This is a genomic window from Frigoribacterium sp. R86507 (genome assembly GCF_044597695.1).
In the GTDB taxonomy this organism is placed as follows: Bacteria; Actinomycetota; Actinomycetes; order Actinomycetales; family Microbacteriaceae; genus Frigoribacterium.
The window spans coordinates 2593445-2610483 of the sequence record NZ_CP139002.1; the positions used below are offsets into that span (position 1 = coordinate 2593445).

At 72.4% G+C, this 17039-nt stretch carries 15 protein-coding genes; 6 read left to right on the forward strand and 9 right to left on the reverse strand.

Features of this window, described 5'->3' with window-relative positions; genetic code table 11:
• The first annotated feature begins 2 nt into the window (after positions 1-2).
• A complete protein-coding gene (locus SJY14_RS12205) occupies positions 3-1295 on the forward strand; it encodes a DUF58 domain-containing protein (protein WP_396599031.1) in 1293 nt (430 codons plus the stop codon).
• Between the two features lie 31 nt (positions 1296-1326).
• Here SJY14_RS12205 and SJY14_RS12210 read toward each other — a convergent pair whose 3' ends face one another.
• Positions 1327-2322, reverse strand: a complete 996-nt coding sequence (locus SJY14_RS12210) for a stage II sporulation protein M (protein ID WP_396599032.1) — start codon at positions 2320-2322, stop codon at positions 1327-1329.
• A gap of 18 nt (positions 2323-2340) precedes the next feature.
• Between SJY14_RS12210 and SJY14_RS12215 the strand changes: the two genes are divergently transcribed.
• Complete coding sequence (locus tag SJY14_RS12215) at positions 2341-3225, forward strand: RDD family protein (protein WP_396599033.1); 885 nt, start codon at positions 2341-2343, stop codon at positions 3223-3225.
• Positions 3226-3259: 34 nt separating this feature from the next.
• Here the strand turns inward: SJY14_RS12215 and SJY14_RS12220 are convergent, their stop codons facing one another.
• The 3 genes from SJY14_RS12220 to SJY14_RS12230 all read right to left on the reverse strand — a co-directional run bounded on the left by SJY14_RS12220 (position 3260) and on the right by SJY14_RS12230 (position 5283).
• Positions 3260-3511, reverse strand: coding sequence for a metal-sensitive transcriptional regulator (locus SJY14_RS12220; RefSeq protein ID WP_233568399.1), 252 nt, complete (start codon positions 3509-3511; stop codon positions 3260-3262).
• Between the two features lie 148 nt (positions 3512-3659).
• Entirely contained in the window at positions 3660-5081 is a 1422-nt protein-coding gene (locus tag SJY14_RS12225; RefSeq protein WP_396599034.1) for a phosphomannomutase/phosphoglucomutase, read from the reverse strand.
• Entirely contained in the window at positions 5071-5283 is a 213-nt protein-coding gene (locus SJY14_RS12230) for a DUF3499 family protein (RefSeq protein ID WP_071254330.1), read from the reverse strand. Before SJY14_RS12230 ends, SJY14_RS12225 begins: the two co-directional genes overlap by 11 nt.
• A 71-nt stretch (positions 5284-5354) precedes the next feature.
• On the opposite strand from SJY14_RS12230, the gene SJY14_RS12235 reads away from it, so the two are divergent.
• A complete protein-coding gene (locus SJY14_RS12235) occupies positions 5355-5804 on the forward strand; it encodes a metallopeptidase family protein (RefSeq protein WP_043594324.1) in 450 nt (149 codons plus the stop codon).
• A 76-nt stretch (positions 5805-5880) separates the two neighbouring features.
• On the opposite strand, the gene SJY14_RS12240 is transcribed toward SJY14_RS12235, so the two are convergent.
• From SJY14_RS12240 to manA, 5 genes are all read right to left on the reverse strand, one after another.
• The gene (locus tag SJY14_RS12240) at positions 5881-7296 is read right to left on the reverse strand and encodes a DUF5719 family protein (RefSeq protein WP_396599035.1); all 1416 of its coding nucleotides are present in this window, start codon (positions 7294-7296) and stop codon (positions 5881-5883) included.
• Positions 7289-10120: a glycosyltransferase gene (locus tag SJY14_RS12245; RefSeq protein WP_396599036.1), complete on the reverse strand. Its 2832-nt coding sequence runs from the start codon at positions 10118-10120 to the stop codon at positions 7289-7291. Before SJY14_RS12245 ends, SJY14_RS12240 begins: the two co-directional genes overlap by 8 nt.
• A 166-nt stretch (positions 10121-10286) precedes the next feature.
• Positions 10287-10622 (reverse strand): WhiB family transcriptional regulator, encoded by a 336-nt coding sequence (locus tag SJY14_RS12250; RefSeq protein WP_177174756.1) that lies wholly within the window; start codon positions 10620-10622, stop codon positions 10287-10289.
• 185 nt (positions 10623-10807) lie between these two features.
• Positions 10808-11767 (reverse strand): UDP-glucose 4-epimerase GalE, encoded by a 960-nt coding sequence (galE, locus tag SJY14_RS12255; protein WP_396599037.1) that lies wholly within the window; start codon positions 11765-11767, stop codon positions 10808-10810.
• 44 nt (positions 11768-11811) lie between these two features.
• Positions 11812-12978, reverse strand: a complete 1167-nt coding sequence (gene manA, locus SJY14_RS12260; protein ID WP_396599038.1) for a mannose-6-phosphate isomerase, class I — start codon at positions 12976-12978, stop codon at positions 11812-11814.
• 154 nt (positions 12979-13132) lie between these two features.
• Between manA and SJY14_RS12265 the strand changes: the two genes are divergently transcribed.
• The 3 genes from SJY14_RS12265 (at position 13133) to SJY14_RS12275 (ending at position 17029) form a co-directional block, all read left to right on the forward strand.
• Positions 13133-14329 carry an acyl-CoA dehydrogenase family protein gene (locus SJY14_RS12265; RefSeq protein WP_137846616.1) on the forward strand — a complete coding sequence of 399 codons (1197 nt, stop codon included), beginning with the start codon at positions 13133-13135 and terminating at the stop codon, positions 14327-14329.
• A 64-nt stretch (positions 14330-14393) separates the two neighbouring features.
• Positions 14394-15713 carry an O-antigen ligase family protein gene (locus SJY14_RS12270; RefSeq protein ID WP_396599039.1) on the forward strand — a complete coding sequence of 440 codons (1320 nt, stop codon included), beginning with the start codon at positions 14394-14396 and terminating at the stop codon, positions 15711-15713.
• Positions 15710-17029: an exopolysaccharide production protein gene (locus SJY14_RS12275; protein ID WP_396599040.1), complete on the forward strand. Its 1320-nt coding sequence runs from the start codon at positions 15710-15712 to the stop codon at positions 17027-17029. Before SJY14_RS12270 ends, SJY14_RS12275 begins: the two co-directional genes overlap by 4 nt.
• Positions 17030-17039: the final 10 nt, after the last annotated feature.

Below are 17039 nucleotides of genomic sequence, written 5' to 3' on the forward strand. Positions count from 1 at the left end.
CCATGGCCGTCACCGGATGGTTCGTCGCGCTCGTCGCGCTCGGCGTCGTACCCGTCGTCGTCACCGGCAGCGGATGGGCGATCGTCGGCTGGCTCGGTGTCGTCACCGCGCTGACCGTGGTCGACGTGGCTCTCGCGGCATCGCCCCGGTCGCTCACGATCCGGCGCGAGCTGCCCGGGGCGATCCGTCTCGGTGAGAGCGCATCCGCCCGGCTGACCGTGGTGAACGACGGTCGACGCACCCTGCGCGGACTCCTGCGGGATGCCTGGCAGCCGTCGGCCGGCGCCACACCCACCCGGCGCCGTCTCTCCCTGCGGCCGGGACGGGCCACGACCCTCACCGTGACGCTGACCCCGTTCCGTCGGGGCGAGCGCCGCGCCGGGGGCGTCACCGTCCGGACCGTCGGCCCGCTGCGGCTTGCCGGTCGCCAGGCGACGCACGAGGTGCCCGGCGCGGTGCGCGTGCTGCCACGGTTCTCGTCGCGCAAGCACCTGCCCTCGCGTCTGGCCCGGCTGCGCGAGCTCGACGGTCGCACGAGCGTGATGATCCGCGGCCAGGGCACCGAGTTCGACAGCCTGCGCGAGTACGTGCGCGGGGACGACGTCCGCTCCATCGACTGGCGGGCGACCGCGCGCCGCGACGACCTCGTCGTGCGCACCTGGCGACCCGAGCGCGACCGTCGGGTGGTCGTCGTGGTCGACACGGGGCGCACGTCGGCGGCTCGCATCGACGACGAACCCCGCCTCGACACGGCTTTCGAGTCGGCCCTGCTGCTCGGGGCGTTGGCCTCGCGGGCGGGCGACCGGGTCGACGTCGTCCTCTTCGACCGTCGGGTCCGAGGCCGCGTGCAGGGCGCGACCGGGCCCGCCCTGCTGTCGTCGATGGTCGAGACCATGGCTCCGGTCGAGCCCGAACTCGTCGAGACCGACTGGTCCGCCGTGCCGGCCCTCGTCCGCTCGGTCACGTCCCGTCGGGCTCTGGTCGTCCTGGCGACCACGGTCGACAGCCCCGGCGCCTCCCGGTCGCTGCTCGCTGCGATCCCCCAGCTGACCCGCCAGCACCTCGTCGTCGTGGCGTCGGTCACCGATCCGGCCCTCGACGAGACGGTCCTGCGACGCGGCACCCGCGACGAGGTCTACCGGGCGGCCTCGGCCGAGCGTGCCCGGCTCGACCAGGGTCGGGTCGCCGCCGCCCTGCGTCAGGTCGGCGCCGACGTCGTGACCGGCGCACCGGCCGACCTGCCCCCCGCCCTGGCCGACCGCTACCTCGCACTCAAGGCGGCCGGCCGCCTCTGACGGAGGCGCGGGGCGGGGCGGCGACGCGGGATCAGTCGGCGACGAGCTGCGTCGCCCCGGCCTCGAACTCGTCGAGGTCGCCGGTCTGCCCGGCCCGGTGGGCCCGCCCGCCGAGCAGCCACTGGTAGGTCAGGAAGCCGAGCAGGGCCACGGTGCCGATGCCGATCTTGATCGGCCACGGCCAGGCCTGCCGGGTGACGAACCCCTCGATGACGCCCGAGACCAGCAACGAGAGCGTCAGCCCGACGGCGATGGTCACGAGTGCGCGGCCGTCCTGTGCCAACGCCTGCCCCCGGGTGCGGGCACCGGGCGCCACCCAGGACCAGAAGATCATGAGACCGGCCGCCCCGGCGACGAAGATGCTGTAGAGCTCGAGCTGGCCGTGCGGGGCGATGTACAGGAAGAACTGGTCCAGCCGCCCCTGGTCGGCCATGAGCCCCGCCGAGATGCCGACGTTCATGGCGTTGCTGAGGATCGCGTAGGGCACCCAGACCCCGGTGATCCCGAAGGCCACGCACTGGGCCGCGATGTACGCGTTGTTCGTCCACACCTGGCCGGTGAACGAGGTCGAGGCGCTCTCGGAGTAGTAGTTCACGAAGTCCTGCTCGGCGAACTGCCGACGGAACTCCTCACTGCCGAACGAGGCCAACAGTGCCGGCGTGTTCGCCGCCCAGATCGCGAACACCGCCGCGACGACGACCGTCACGAGCGTGAGCACGAGCGACAGCCAGCGCACCCGGTAGAGGGCGGCCGGCAGCTGCGCGACGAAGAAGGTGGGCAGCTGGCTGAACAGGTTGCGGCCGGCACCCGTGAAGCGCAGGCGTGCTCGCGACAGGGACATCGAGAGCCGGTCGGCCACCACCGAGTCGCCGGTCGCCGTCTTGAGCGCGGACAGCTGCCCGGCCCCGGACTGGTACAGGCGCACGAGCTCGTCGGCTTCGGGCCCGCTCGGTCGGCTGCGTCGGGCGAGGCGGTCGAGCTCGGCCCAGTCGTGGCCGTGGGCGGCGGCGTAGGCGTCGATGTCCATTCTGCTTAGATACTAGGCATGTCCCGCACGAAGGCACGAGGCGCCTCCCCGGTGGTGCTGCGCCCCGACCAGGTCGAGGCCTTCACGGCGGGTGGGGACGAGCTCGTCACGGGCGAGGCGGTGGCGCTCGACCTCCGGCCGACGAGCTTCGTGCTGCGGGCCGCCGGTGTGCTCATCGACTACTTGGCCTACGCCCTGTTGCTCGTCGGCGCGTTGCTGCTCGTCTCGCTGCTCAACGAGGGCGGGGTGCTGGACGACGCCCTGTCGCAGGCCTTCCTCGTCGCGTCGATCGCGGTCTGCTTCATCGTCGTGCCGACGGTGGTCGAGACCGCGAGCCACGGTCGGTCCCTGGGCAAGCTCGCCGTGGGTGCGCGGATCGTCCGCACCGACGGAGGGGCGATCGGCCTGCGCCACGCCCTCACCCGGGCACTGGTGGGGCTGCTCGAGATCGTCTTGACCAGTGGGGGCCTGGCCGTCGTCGTCGCCCTGCTGAACGGCTCGTCCCGCCGCCTGGGCGACCTGATGGCCGGTACCTACAGTCGCAACGAACGCGTGTCCAAGGCCGCCCACGTGGTCTACGGCGTGCCGTCTCACCTGCAGGGGTGGGCCGAGATCGCGGACGTCGGGCGCCTGCCCGACGGCCTGGCCCGTCGCATCGCGTCGTTCCTGCAGCAGGCACCGCAGCTCTCCCCCGCCAGTCGGCGACGCGTCGCCGACGAGCTGGCGGCCGAGACGACCCCTTACGTCTCGCCCCTGCCGTCGGGCGATCCCGAGTTCTTCCTGGCCGGGGTCTCGGCGCTCCGTCGGCAGCGCGAATCCGCGGCCCTGGCTCGCGAGTCCGCACTGCTCGACCGCCTCACCCCGGCCCTGACCGAGACCGTCCCGGGCTTCCCCCGGCGCTGACGGTCGTCGTCGCGGCAGACCGCGGCGCGCCGGTTCACGACCGGACGAGCCTCGCGATCGCCGCCGACGCCTCGCGCACCTTGGCGTCCGCGACGTCGCCTCCCTCGCGGGCCGCCTGGGCGACGCAGTGGGCGAGGTGGTCCTCGAGCAACTGGAGCGCCACGGTCTCGAGGGCGCGAGTGGCCGCACTGACCTGGGTCAGCACGTCGATGCAGTACGTGTCGTCCTCGACCATGCGCTGGATGCCCCGCACCTGACCCTCGGCCCGGCGCAGACGCTTGACGATCTGCTCCTTGTCGCCGCTGTAGCCGACGTGCGTCGCCGTCGCGTGCTCACCCTGCTGCGCCACCCGCGCCTCCTGCCCGTGTCGTCCGGTGGCCAGGATACCCCCAGGGGGTAACGAGTCCGCCCCGCGGCCGCGGCTCGGCCGACCGTCAGCCGCGGATCAGCCCGAGGACGTCGTCACGGACACGCTCCATGCCGGCGGGCGTCGCCGCCTCGGCGTTGAGGCGCAGCAACGGCTCGGTGTTCGACGGCCGGACGTTGAACCACCAGAAGCCGTCGTCGGACGTCCCGCTGACCGTGAGCCCGTCGAGCTCGTCGAAGTCGCCGACCCCGGCATAGGCCTCGACGATGCGCGCGTACGCCGCCGGCACGTCGGTGACGGTCGAGTTGATCTCGCCGCTCGCCGCGTAGGGCGTGTAGCGGTCGGTCAGCGTCGAGAGCGGCTCCACCTGCGCCCCGAACTCGGCCAGGACGTGCATGGCGGCCAACATGCCGTTGTCGGCGCTCCAGAAGTCGCGGAAGTAGTAGTGCGCCGAGTGCTCGCCGCCGAAGATCGCGCCGGTCGCCCGCATCTCGTCCTTGATCAGCGAGTGGCCGACGCGGGTGCGCACCGGGGTCGCCCCGGCGGCCTCGATGGCCTCGGGCACCGCGCGCGACGTGATGAGGTTGTGGATCACCGAGATCTCGGCTTCGGGCTCGGCGGCACGGACGCGGGCGATCTCGCGGACGGCGACGATCGCGGCCACGGCCGACGGGGTCACGGCGTCGCCCTTCTCGTCGACGACGAAGCAGCGGTCGGCATCGCCGTCGAACGCCAGCCCCAGGTCGGCCCCGTGCTCGAGGACGGCCTTCTGCAGGTCGACGAGGTTCGCCGGGTCGAGGGGGTTGGCCTCGTGGTTCGGGAAGGTTCCGTCGAGTTCGAAGTACAGCGGGATGATCTCGATCGGCAGCTTCGGCAGACCCGCGGCCTCGCCCAGCACCGCCGGGACCGTCAGCCCGCCCATGCCGTTGCCCGCGTCGACGACGACCTTGATCGGCCGGATGCCGGAGAGGTCGACCAGTCCGCGCAGGTAGGCGGCGTAGTCGGGCAGCGCGTCGTGCTCTCGGATCGTGCCGGGCTCGGCGACGGCTTCGATGCCGTCGGCCAGGAACGAGGAGGCGCGGTCACGGATCGAGGACAGCCCCGTGTCGAGGCTGATGCCCTGGGCACCGGCCCGGCTCATCTTGATGCCGTTGTAGGTGGCCGGGTTGTGGCTCGCGGTGAACATGGCCGCCGGGGCGTCGAGCGAGCCGGAGGCGAAGTACGACTCGTCGGTCGAGCACAGGCCCAGGGCGACGACGTTCGCACCCCGGGCGCGGGCGCCCCGGGCGAAGGCGTCGGCGAAGCCCGGCGAGGAGTCGCGCATGTCGTGGCCGACGACCAGGTCGCGGCCGGCACCGTCGATCTCGTCGGAGAAAGCCGCACCGAAGGCCTCGATCACAGTCTCGGTCAACTGGCTGCCTACGAGCCCGCGGACGTCGTAGGTCTTGACGAAGGCGGTCAGGTCGACGGGGTCGTTCTCAGTTGTCATGACCCAAAACTACCCGGCGGAGCACCTGCCAGCCCTGAGGCACCGACAGCGAGGCAGCGTGTCGGCCACAGATGTCATAGCCGTGGGGCTCGACGCGGTCGCTCAGGGGCCCGACGACGACCATCGAGTCGGCGTACACGTACGTCAGCGTCGCGACAGCCTCGTCGCGGCACGTCACCTTGCTGCAGGGTCGACCGTTCATCTGGCGGACAGACTATCGCGAGGTCCCCCGGGGGCCGACCCGCGCCTCCTCGGCGGGCCTACGATGGGCGGATGAGCAAGGCCCGCCGCGCACGCGTCACCGACCGGTCCCGTCGGCGCGACCGCCACGGGCGGGGGTTGCGGTCGTCCGCCGCAGGGCCCCACCTGCCCTTCCTGCGCACGCGGGTCGACCTCTTCGACGACATCGTGGCCGCCACCGCCGACTACCTGCGCGAGGCGTGGCCCGACGAACTCGCCGACACGTCGTTCGAGGTCGCCGGCCTCCCCGCGGAACCCGACCGCACCCGCGTCGAACGCTGGTCGGTCGATCGAGCCGCCGGCCGGGTGGTGCTGTACCGCCTGCCGATCGAGCGGCTCGCGCCGTCGCACGACCGACGGGGCGCCGCCGAGGACGAGTGGAACCACCGCGTGCTCGTCGAGGGCTACGTGTTCCGCGCCGTGGCCGACCTGCTCGGCAAGGACCCGTGGGAGCTCGCGCCCGACCGCTGGCGCGACGGCTGAACCGAGCCGGTGCGTCGTCGGGGCCACCCGGGACGTCGGGGCCACCCCGGACGTCCGCGGACCCGTGCCGGCGCCGTCAGGGGTAGACGGTCACGGGCGTCGACGCCGGGAACGGCGAGGTCACCGGCCAGGCGGCGATGGCCGCGGGGGCCGAGAAGCTGACGCCCGCCCGCAGGCCGTCGGCGTCATCGAGCCGGACGGCGTCGCCCGAGGCCACGTCAACGCCGACCGTCGACCCACCGGGCACCTCGACGTCCCGCTCGTCGCCGTCACCCACTGTGACCTTGGCCGTCACGGCGTCCTGACCGGGGTTCGCGAGCCAGAGGCGTCCGCCCTCACCGTCGGGCACGACGGCCTCGGTGTCACCCGAGAGGCGCGGCGACGAGGCGGCCCAGCTCAGGTCCACGCCTCCCGCGTCGGCGGCGACGGTGGAGGTCCTAGCGGCCACGGCTACGGCCGTGGACGATCGCACGGTGGCGGTGTAGACGCCGTCCTCGAGCCCGTCGATCGGCACGTCGGTCACGCGCCCCCCCTCGACCCGGGTCTCGAAGGTGGTGCCGGTGCCGTCGTCGGTGGCCAACGAGACGCTCAGCTGCGCGGAATCCTGTCCCGGGACGAGAACGCGCAGCACGGACTGGAGGTCGGAGGACGACGGGTCGGCCAGCGCACCCTCGAGGTTCGCCGAGTCGCGGACGACGATCCCCGTGACGACCGACTCGCGCGAGGGTGCGGCGGACCCGGTCACGATGTCCACGCCGCCGGGTTCGAGGGTCCGGACGACGCTCTGCTGGAGGGTGGCGACGATCTGCCCACCGCGACTCGACACGTGGACGGCCGGCGAGACGAGTCCGGTGGCGAAGCCCGAGAGCGGCACCACCTTCTGGCTGCGGGGCGCGACGACGATGCCGTCGATGCCGGGGCCCTGCACCTCGCCGGTCTCGGACCGGATGTCGAGGTCGACGGTGGCGTTCACGTCGCTGGGGTTCACGAGGCTGATCAGCGAGACGCGCCCCGTCTCGGTCGAGCCGCCGATCAGCCACGTCGAGCTGGTGGGCTCGGTGCACGGCGCCGACGCGAAGCCGCGCAGGTCGCCCTCGTCGACCGACTGGCTCTGGGCCGCCGCGACGAGGGGCACGTCGGTGCCCTCGACGGGGGCGGTGACCACGGACGGCTGCGAGTCGCTGCCGTCGGCACCGGCGAGTTCGTCGACGTCGACGTCGCCCTCGCTCGACTGCCGCGCGACGGCGGCCCGACCGACCGAACTCGCGGTCGTGGCCTGCTGCCCCTCGGCGTCCGAGAGCTGCAGCAGCGCACCGGTGCAGACCCGCTGCTGGTCGACGGGCACCGGGGTCACGAGCTGACCCGCCGGCACCGTCTCGAACGAGGGCAGGCGCACGACCGCGGCACCCCCGACGACCGCCGCGGCGACGGCGAGGCCGACGACGCCGACCGCCACTCGTCCCGTCGTGGAGAAGACCGATCGCTTATTCATCTCGCTCCTCGTCGAAGGTCGTGGCGGGCTGCTCTGCCTCGGGCGTCCCGGCGCGGGATCGACGTCGCCGCGGCGACGTCGGGATGGCGAGCAGCAGGGCGGAACCGAAGACGAGCCCCCAGCTGATCAGGACGATCGGGCGCAAGGGTCCGGCAGCCGGACGCGCCTCGCGCTCGTCCTGCGCCTCCACGTACCGCCAGAGCAGGCCGTTGGACGTGTCGCCGACGGGCAGGAAGTCGGCGTCGGCGTCGAGGGCCTCGCCCGCGCGCTGGCCGAGCCGGTCGGCGTCGCCGTCGTCGTCGGTGGCCGTCAGCAGCACGAACCCGACACCGAGTCGACGCAGGTCGTCGGTCGGGTCGAAACCGCTGCGGCTGACGAGGTTCCCGGCCAGGACCGTGAGGTCCTCGTTGACCGAGGTGAGGCGTTGGGCGGTCGAGTCGAGCGTCGACTGGTCGTCGAGCGTCGCTCCCTGCCCGTGCTCGAGCGACACGGCGAGCGAACCGTCCGGCTGAGGCGTCAGGACGAGCGTCCCGACGTCCGGCGTCGCCTCGGCTTCCGCCGTGACGTAGGCCGACAGGATGCGGCCCGAGCTCGGACGGACGTCGGCCACGGGACCGAACGACGCGATGACGGTGGGGGCCGCGGCCGCCACCGCGAGCACGGCGACCAGGGCACCGGCCGGCGGGGCGACCCTCGGCAACCGGTCGAGGGTCACGGCCGCGGCGCCGACGAGTCCCAGCAGGTACAGGCTCAGCCCACTGCCGGCCCAGATCGTGGTCGTGTCGCTGCCGACGCCCGTGACGGACACGTGGGTCGCGGCGACGGCCGTGAGGTAGCCGAGCAGGGCGAGCGCGAGGGCGGGGACCGCGCGGCGCTGCGAGCCGACGAACGGCGAGGCCACGGCGAGCAGCGCCAGCGGGGCGATCGCGACGGCGACCAACACGGCGAGCGTGGCAGACGAGAAGCCTGTGGCGGCGATCAGGGCCGTCCAGCCGTTGAGACCCGTCTCGGGCGACGTGAGCAGCAGCTGCAGCGGCGACGCGGGGTCCGACCTCGTCGGGACCCCGGGGTCGGCGAACACGGCCCACCAGGTGCCCCGCTGCAGCTGGGCGACGACGAGCGGGGCGAAGAGGGCCAGCGCGGGCAGGGGCACCGCGACGAGGCGATGGGTGCCGCGCGGGCGGCTGACGATCGACCCGAGCCAGCCGACGAGCAGCGCCGGGACGAGCGACGGAGCAGCAGCGGCGACGACGGCGAACAGCAAGGAGGCGGTGGCCCCGGCCGTCCAGGACCTCGCGGCGCCGATCATCGCCCAGACCAGGAACGGGAGCGCCACGTGCGCGAGGACGGCGCCCAGGTGTCCGGACTGCAACCCCGAGAGCAGCGGCGACGAGAGGGCGTAGAGCGCGGCGGCGACGGCGGGCACCCAGGTGCGGCGGGTCACGCGGCGGGTGGCGAACCAGGCCCCCAGCGCCGAGAGCGGCAGGGCCACGACGTAGACGCCGACGACCGCGGTGGACGGCGACCAGGGCGTCAGGCTGCCCAGGACGGCGACGAGTGCGGCGAACGGGTCGGAGGGACCGAGGAACCCGGTGCCGATCTCGCGCCAGCCGTAGCCGACCGACGACCACAGCTGACCCACCGAGGTGCTGAGCGGCAGGAGTCCCCCACCCGTCACGGCCGGGTTGCCGAGCAGCGGCAGGAACGCGACCACGCCGACGACGGCTGCGACCAGGACGACCCAGAGACCGCCCGAGTGGACGAAGCTGGCCCGCGGATCGGGTGCGTCCTCGACGACGGCGACCTGGGCATCGCGTTCGGTGACGCGACGTTCACGCAGCAACGCGCGTGACGCCCGCAGGGGCTCGACCGAACTCCAGCCGACGCTCTTGGTCCGGGCGAGGGCCCGGCGGGCGGACCGCACGTGCGAGCCGCCGAAGGCAGCCCGGAAGGCGGTGGCGAACTCGCCCACCACGGCTCCGGGGTTCTTGGTGAGGAGGTGCCAGACGCTGCGCACGACCGCCAACGGCACGAGGCTCAGCCAGTGCAGCGGCAACAGGACGGCCGCCGAGTAGACGAGGCGTCGATGCAGTTGTGCCGCACGGTGGAGGCGCGCTCGACGGGCGTGACCGACGGGTCCGTGGCCGAACTCTTCCGGCGGTCCGGCGCTGTCGACCTTCGCATCGGGCACGAGCACCACACGGTGGCCGGCGAGACGGGCGCGGATCGAGAAGTCGAGCGCCGCGTCCACGTGCGGCAGCGCGGGATCGAAGCCGCCCAGCGCGGTCCAGACGGTGCGACGGACGAGCATGCCGCCGGCCGCGACGCCGAGCACGTCGTCGGTGACGTCGTGCTGGCCCTGGTCGAGCTCGTTCTCGACGCGGGCGAGCGAGGCGCCGTACCGGGTGACGGTCTCGCCGAACTCGGCGATGACGCCGGGCTGGCCCCACCGCATCAGCTTGGGCCCCGCGACCGCGACGGACGGCGACACCTCGACGGTCGTCATGAGGTGCTCGAGCGCCTCGGGCGCGGGCGCGTTGTCGTGGCCGAGCAGCCAGACCCATTCGTCGGGGTCGCCGTCGCCCGGGTCGGAGAGCCGCACGCCGTGCGCGGCGGCGGCACCGAAGGTCTTCGCGTCGGGCAGGGAGGCCAGCTGGGCGGCACCGCTGAGCGACAGTCGGCCCGCGGCCGAGTCCTTGCCGCCGGTGTCGACCACCACCAACGCCTCGGGGGGCCGCGTCTGACGCGACAGCCCGTCGAGGGTTCGGTCGAGGTAGGTCGCTCCACCAGGGGCGACGAGGATCGCTGTGACTCTCGGCTGCATGACTCGTGCAGCCTAGGTCGCACCGACGCGGGCACCGGCTCGGCGCGCCGACGCGACGAGCGAGACGTGGCGACCCGCGCCTCCTGGTCCCTCGACCTCGGCCCGGGACGACGGAACGGCACCGACCCGGAGGGGTCGATGCCGTCGGAAGCCGAGGAGGCGCGGGTCAGGCCTGCTTGCGGAGCTTGCGACGCTCGCGCTCGGACAGTCCGCCCCAGATGCCGAAGCGCTCGTCGTTCTGCAGGGCGTACTCGAGGCACTGGGCCCGGACGTCGCAGGAGGCACAGATCTTCTTGGCGTCCCGCGTGGAGCCGCCCTTCTCGGGGAAGAAGGCCTCGGGGTCGGTCTGGGCGCAGAGCGAATCCGCCTGCCAGGCCAGCTGGTTCTCGTCGTCGGCGACGGTGATGCGCGACGCCGACGACCCGACGCCGGGGACGCCCAGCTGGATCGGGTCGACGTGCCAGTCGTCCGGGACGCCGGCGCGGTTCTCGTGGATGCCCACAGCGCATCTCCCCTCGTGTCGATCGCCCGTGAATGTACGCGACAAGGTAATTACACCGGTGTCATTACCCATCCGTCAAGTCGAGGGCCAATAAACCCTTCACCCCCCGATCAGGGGCAAGGGAGCCCCGGCGTGTCGGGGGACGTTTCGACGGGAACGGGTGACGTCGGGCGCGGAGTCGTCCGTCAGCCGCGAGGCGCGGCCTGCCAGGCGCTCGTGACCATCTCGAGGAGCGTGTGCCGCATCTCCCAGTCGAGGTCGCGCGCCGCCAGGCTGCCGTCCGCGACGATGCGGTCGGGGTCGCCGGGGCGGCGCGGAGCGATCTCGGGCGTGAAGTCGACGCCGGTTCCCTCGCGCATCGCGGCCATGATCTCGGCCACCGAGACACCCCCGCCCGAACCGAGGTTGTAGGCGGGCTCGACCGACTCGCCCGCGTCCAGTCGGCGGGCCGCGGCGACGTGAGAGACCGCCAGGTCGGCGACGTGGACGTAGTCGCGGACGCAGGTGCCGTCGGGGGTGTCGTAGTCGTCGCCGTTGATGCGAGGGACGCGTCCCTCGACGAGAGCCGCGAAGACGAGGGGGAAGAGGTTGTGCGGGCTGGCGTCCCAGAGGTCGGGTCGTCCCGAGCCCACGACGTTGAAGTAGCGCAGGCTCGTGTGTCGCAGCCCCTCGGCCACGGCCTGGTCACGCAGCAGCCACTCGCCGATCAGCTTGCTCTCGCCGTATGGTGACGCGGGCGCCTTGGGGGTGTCCTCGGTGACGAGCTCGGTGGGCGGGGTGCCGTAGACGGCCGCGCTCGACGAGAACACGATCCGGTCGACGCCGCGGCTCGACATGGCCTCGAGGAGGCGGGCGGTCCCCGTGACGTTCTGGTCGTAGGTGTGCAGCGGACGCTGGACCGAGACCCCGGCGTACTTGTAGCCCGCGACGTGGACGACGCCCGTGACACCGTGACGGTCGATGGTCTGCTCGATCAGCTCGCGGTCGAGGATGGAGCCTCGGACGAACGGCACGTCGGCGGGCACGAAGCCCTCGAGGCCGGACGAGAGGTCGTCGAGCACCACCGCGTCGATGCCCGCCCCCGTGAACTCGCGGACGACGTGAGAACCGATGTACCCGGCACCGCCGGTGACCAACCATGACATGGGGCCAACCTACCGGGTGCCCGGCGGGTGGTGGCGGGCCCGGCTCAGGCCGGCGTGGCCACGTACGCGGTGCCGTCGCCGGTCATCGCGAGCCGGACCTCGTCGGGCGTCACGAACGCGGACTCACCACGACCGAGCCGGATGGTGCCGTCCTGCCCCTTGACGTGGACCTCGCCGTCGGTGACCAGGACGATGCTCGGCCCGCCGATCTCGACGACGGCCCCCGGTCCCGAGGCGTCGACCCTGAGCATGGCGAACCCCGTGCCGTGCGGCGCGAAGCGCTCGACTCCCCGGGCGACCGTGGTCGGCTCGAGTCGGGGCACGGGCAGCGGTTCGAAGTCGAGGACCTTGAGCAGTTCGGGGACGTCGACGTGCTTGGGTGTCAGCCCACCGCGCAGCACGTTGTCGGACGGGGCCATGAGTTCGACGCCGAAGCCGCCGAGGTACGCGTGCACGTTGCCGGCGGGAAGGAACAGCGCCTCGCCGGCGCGGAGCGTCACCCGGTTGAGCAGCAGCGAGAGGACGACGCCGGGGTCGCCCGGGTAGCGCTCGGCCAGGTCGACGACCGTCGCGACGCTCGCGCCGTCGGCCCGGTGGGCGGCGGCGAGCTCGCTGACCGCGGCGATGGTCGCGGCCGAGTCGTCGTCGGCCTGGAAGAGGAAGGCGAGGGTCGACCGGAGGGACTCGCCCAGGTGCCGACGGAGCGTGTCGAGGCGCCCCGAGCCGTCGTCGAGGAGGTCGATGTCGGCCAGGGTCTCGGTCGGCTCGCGGAACCCGCAGAGGGCGTCGAAGGTGTCGCTCAGCGCCACGATGATCTCGGGCTTGGCGGACGAGTCCTTGTAGTTGCGCTCGGGGGCGTCGAGCGGGATGCCGGCGGCGTCCTCACGAGCGAATCCCTCGCGGGCCTGCTCGGGGGTCGGGTGCGCCTGGATCGACAGCGGGCCGTCGGCCGCGAGCAGCTTGAGAAGGAACGGCAGGTGGTCCCGATCGCGGCCGAGGGCCCGGGCCGGCTCGGCGGCGAACCAGTCGGCGAGGGTGTCGGCACCGCCCACCACCGCCGGAGCGACGACGACGCTCGGCGAGCCCGGGTGTGCGCCGAGCCAGAGCTCGGCCTCGGGGCGGCCGCTCGGTCGACGACCGAGCAGGTCCGCGATGGCCGTCGTCGAACCCCAGGCGTAGTCGCGGGGCGTGTTGGTGATGGGGAGGAACATGGCTTTACCTGCTTGTCGAGGTCGTGCTTGGTCGCCCCCTACAAAGCCGTACGGTCGACGGCGCCGGGGCGTTGACCAAAGCTACCAATCCCTTGGTCACGGCCGAAGCGCTGCCTAGGCTCCTGTCGTCCCGACACGAAGCAATGGAGCCCGGATGTCATCAGCGACCCTCACCTCGTTCACCTCTCTCGTCAGCGACTTCTACGGCTACGAAGACTTGCTCTCCGACCGCGAGAAGGGTGTGCTGGCCGATCTGCGCCGCTACCTCGAGACCGAGGTCAAGCCCGGCGTGAACCGCCACTGGGCGGACGCGACCTTCCCGCACGAGATCGTCAAGGGCCTCGCCGGCCTCGGCCTGTTCGGCATGCCGTGGGAGGAGACGCGCCCCTTCGAGAACTCCGCCGTCTTCCGCGGCTGGGTCGCACTCGAGCTCGCCCGCGTCGACGCGTCCGTCGCGACCTTCGTCGGCGTGCAGAACGGCCTGGCGATGGGGTCGATCGGCGTCGGTGGTTCGCCCGAGCAGCGCGCAGAGTGGCTGCCCCGCATGGCGAGCGGCGACCTGGTGGGCGCCTTCGGCCTGACCGAGCCGTTGTCGGGGTCCGACTCGGCCCAGGGACTCCGCACGATCGCGACCCGTGACGGCGACGACTGGGTGCTGAACGGCTCCAAGCGGTGGATCGGCAACGCCACGTTCAGCGACATCACGATCATCTGGGCCAAGAGCGCCGAGGACGGCCAGGTCAAGGGTTTCATCGTCCCGACCGACACCGCGGGCTACACGGCGACCAAGATCGAGGACAAGCAGAGCCTCCGCATCGTCCAGAACGCCGACATCACCCTCGAGGACGTCCGCGTGCCCGAACGCAACCGGCTGCAGCAGGCGGATTCGTTCCGCAGCACGGCGGCCGTGCTCCGCCTGACCCGGGCCGAGGTCGCCTGGGCGGCCGTGGGCAACTCGATCGGCGCGTACGAGGCCGCCCTGGCGTACGCCAACGAGCGCGTGCAGTTCGGCAAGCCCATCGCCAAGCACCAACTGATCCAGGACCTGCTGGTCAAGTGCATCGGCAACATCACGGCGTCGATCGGCATGGTGGTGCGGTGCTCCCAGATGCTCGACGAGGGCACCCAGCGCGACGAGCACGCCTCCCTCGCCAAGGCGTTCACGACGGCCCGCATGCGAGAGACGGTCGGATACGCCCGTGAGGTCATGGGCGGCAACGGCATCGTCCTCGACTACGACGTCGCCCGGTTCTTCGCCGATGCCGAAGCGCTGTACAGCTACGAGGGAACCCGCGAGATGAACACCCTCATCGTGGGCCGCAGCATCACGGGCCAGGCGGCCTTCGTCTGATCCGACGGGCGGGGTGACCCCTGGTCGCCCCGCCGCGCCTCCCCCGTCGTCTAGCCTGGTGCCCATGACCTCGACGCTGCCCGCGCGGCCCGCCCGAGTGGCGCCCGCGCGCGGAGCCACGACGTTCGCGACGCTCGCGTTCCTCGTGCTCTTCGGCGGCGACGTCCTGCGCAACGGAACCGGCTGGTGGGGCTGGGGGGCGGCCTGCGTCGCGATGGTCGTCACGGCGGTCGTCCTCGTCGTGCGGCACCCGCCCCGGGTGCGGACCCTCCCGCGCCTCCTCGTCCTGTTCCTTGTCTTCGCCGTCGCCTCGATCGCGTGGTCCCAGTACCCGGCCGGGTCGGCGATCGGCATCGTCCTCACGCTGATGACGAGCGTGGGCGCCTTGGCGATCACCGTCGTCGCCCCGTGGCCGGCCATCGTGACCGCTCTCGGCCGAGCGCTGCGCCTCCACGTGGTGGCCTCCCTGCTGTTCGAGGTCGTCGTCGGGCTGTTCGTCCGACAGCCGGTCTGCCCGGTCTACCTGGACTGCACGGGGCGGCCGGCGGCGTGGTTCTGGTCGCGCGACGTGTTGTTCGAGGGCGGACGCATCCAGGGGCTGCAGGGCAACAGCAACATCCTGGCGATCATCGCCTTGCTCGCCCTGATCGTCACGGCCGTCCAGGCGGCGGACCGGTCGATCACCCGCGGTTCGACGGTCGTCGGGCTCGCCGCGGCGCTGCTGGCCCTCGCGCTGACCCGGTCGGCGACGGTCGCCGTGGTCGCGGTCGCCGTCGGCCTCGTCCTGCTGCTGGTGCTTGCGACCCGCCGTCGCGAGCCCGGTCGCCGGGCCCCCGTCTTCGGCGTGGCGGCCTTCGTCGTCGTCGCGGGCCTCGCCGTCGCCGTGCTTGCCCGCGGCCCCCTGCTGGCCGTGCTCGGCAAGAGCGGCGACCTGACGGGCCGCACCGACATCTGGTCGGCCGTCTACGATCTCGGCGTCCAGCACCCCGTCGTGGGCTGGGGCTGGGTCAGCTACTGGTTCCCGTTCGTCGAACCGTTCACCGACCTCGCCGAGCGCAACGGCGTCGTGTACCTGCAGGCGCACGACGCGTACCTCGACGTCTGGTTCCAGCTGGGGTGGATCGGCCTCATCCTCTTCGCCCTGACCATCGTCGGGGTCGTGCTGCGGTCCTGGTGGTGGGCCGTCGACCGTCGGATGCTGGCCCGCGACGTCGCGGCCCCCTGGTCGGCCCTCGACCTGCTGCCGCTGATGCTCGTGACGGCCCTGCTCGTCCACGGGTTGACGGAATCCCGCTTGATCGTCGAGTGGGGCTGGGCCACGTTCGTGATCGTCGTGCTCGTCACCCGACGCGACCCCTTCGGCTGGACGGGCCACGACCGGTGACCTCCGGCCACGACCACGGGTTCGACCGCAACCGGGACCCCCTGCGCCGGTACCTCTCGGCCTGGATCGGCTTCTCGGCCGGCGGGCACTTCTCGCAGGCGCTGTCGGTCGCGATCGTCCTCTACGCGTTCTCGACGCAGTCCGTGCGCGCCCTGATGGGGTGGCCCGGGTCGCTCGCCGTCCTGGGCACGCTCGTGGTGCTGGCGGCGCTCTCGCTCGTCGGCGGTCGGCACCACATCGAATGGCACGGCATCCTGCCCGTGTCCCTCATCGCCCTCTTCGGGTTCATGGGCCTCAGCGTCTTCTGGAGCGAGTACACCTGGGTGACGATCGGCGGGGTGGCCTACGCCGTCGGGTTCGGTGCTCTCGGGCTCTACCTGGCGCTCGGACGCGACCTCGTGCAGGTCGTGAGGGCGTTCGGCGACGCCCTGCGCATCCTGCTCGTGATCTCGTTGTCGCTCGAGGTGCTGAGCGGTCTGCTGATCGACCAGCCGATCGCGTTCCTGGGCATCCAGGGCAACCTCGCCGCGGGCGGGCCCATCCAGGGCATCTCGGGCACCCGTAACTACCTGGGGTTCCTGGCGACGCTCGCCGTCATCACCTTCGCCGTCGAGTTCCTCACCCGGTCCGTTCCCCGACGACAGGCCGTGGCCTCGGGCGTGCTCGCCCTCACGGCGCTCGGCTTCGCCCGCTCCCCCGCGACGGCGATCGCGGTCATCGTCCTGATCGTGGCGGGCGTGGCGCTCGACGCGCTGAGGCGGGCCCCCGAGTCGAGACGGTCGCTGATGCAGTCGGTCTTCGCGGTGATCGTGGTGCTGGGGGGCGCGCTGGCCTACGCGGGCCGCTCGCGCCTCCTCGATGCCGTCGACGCCACGAACGACCTCTCGGTCCGGTCGCTGCTCTGGGCTCGCATCCGCGAACTGGCCGCGGTGCACGACATCGTCGGCTGGGGCTTCGTCGGGCAGTGGCCGACCGAGATCTTCCCCTACTCGACGATCATCGCCCCGAACGGCCGACCGCACGAGACGGGCCTGAACGCGTTCTTCGACATCTGGTTGCAGCTGGGCCTCGTCGGGGGCCTCCTGCTCGTCGTGGCCGGCACCCTCGCGTTCGTGCGCAGCTGGATCACGGCCTCGGGCCACCCGATCGTGGCCTACGTCTGGCCGGCGCTCGTGCTGGTCCTGATCGGGGTGACGGCCGTCGCCGAGAGCTTCGTCCTCTTCGAGGGGACCCTGATGACCTTCGTCACCATCGCGACGATCGCGGCCCGCAAGCGGTCATGGCGGTCACGCCTGCCGCAGGCGGCCGGCCGCTAGGAGGCGCGGG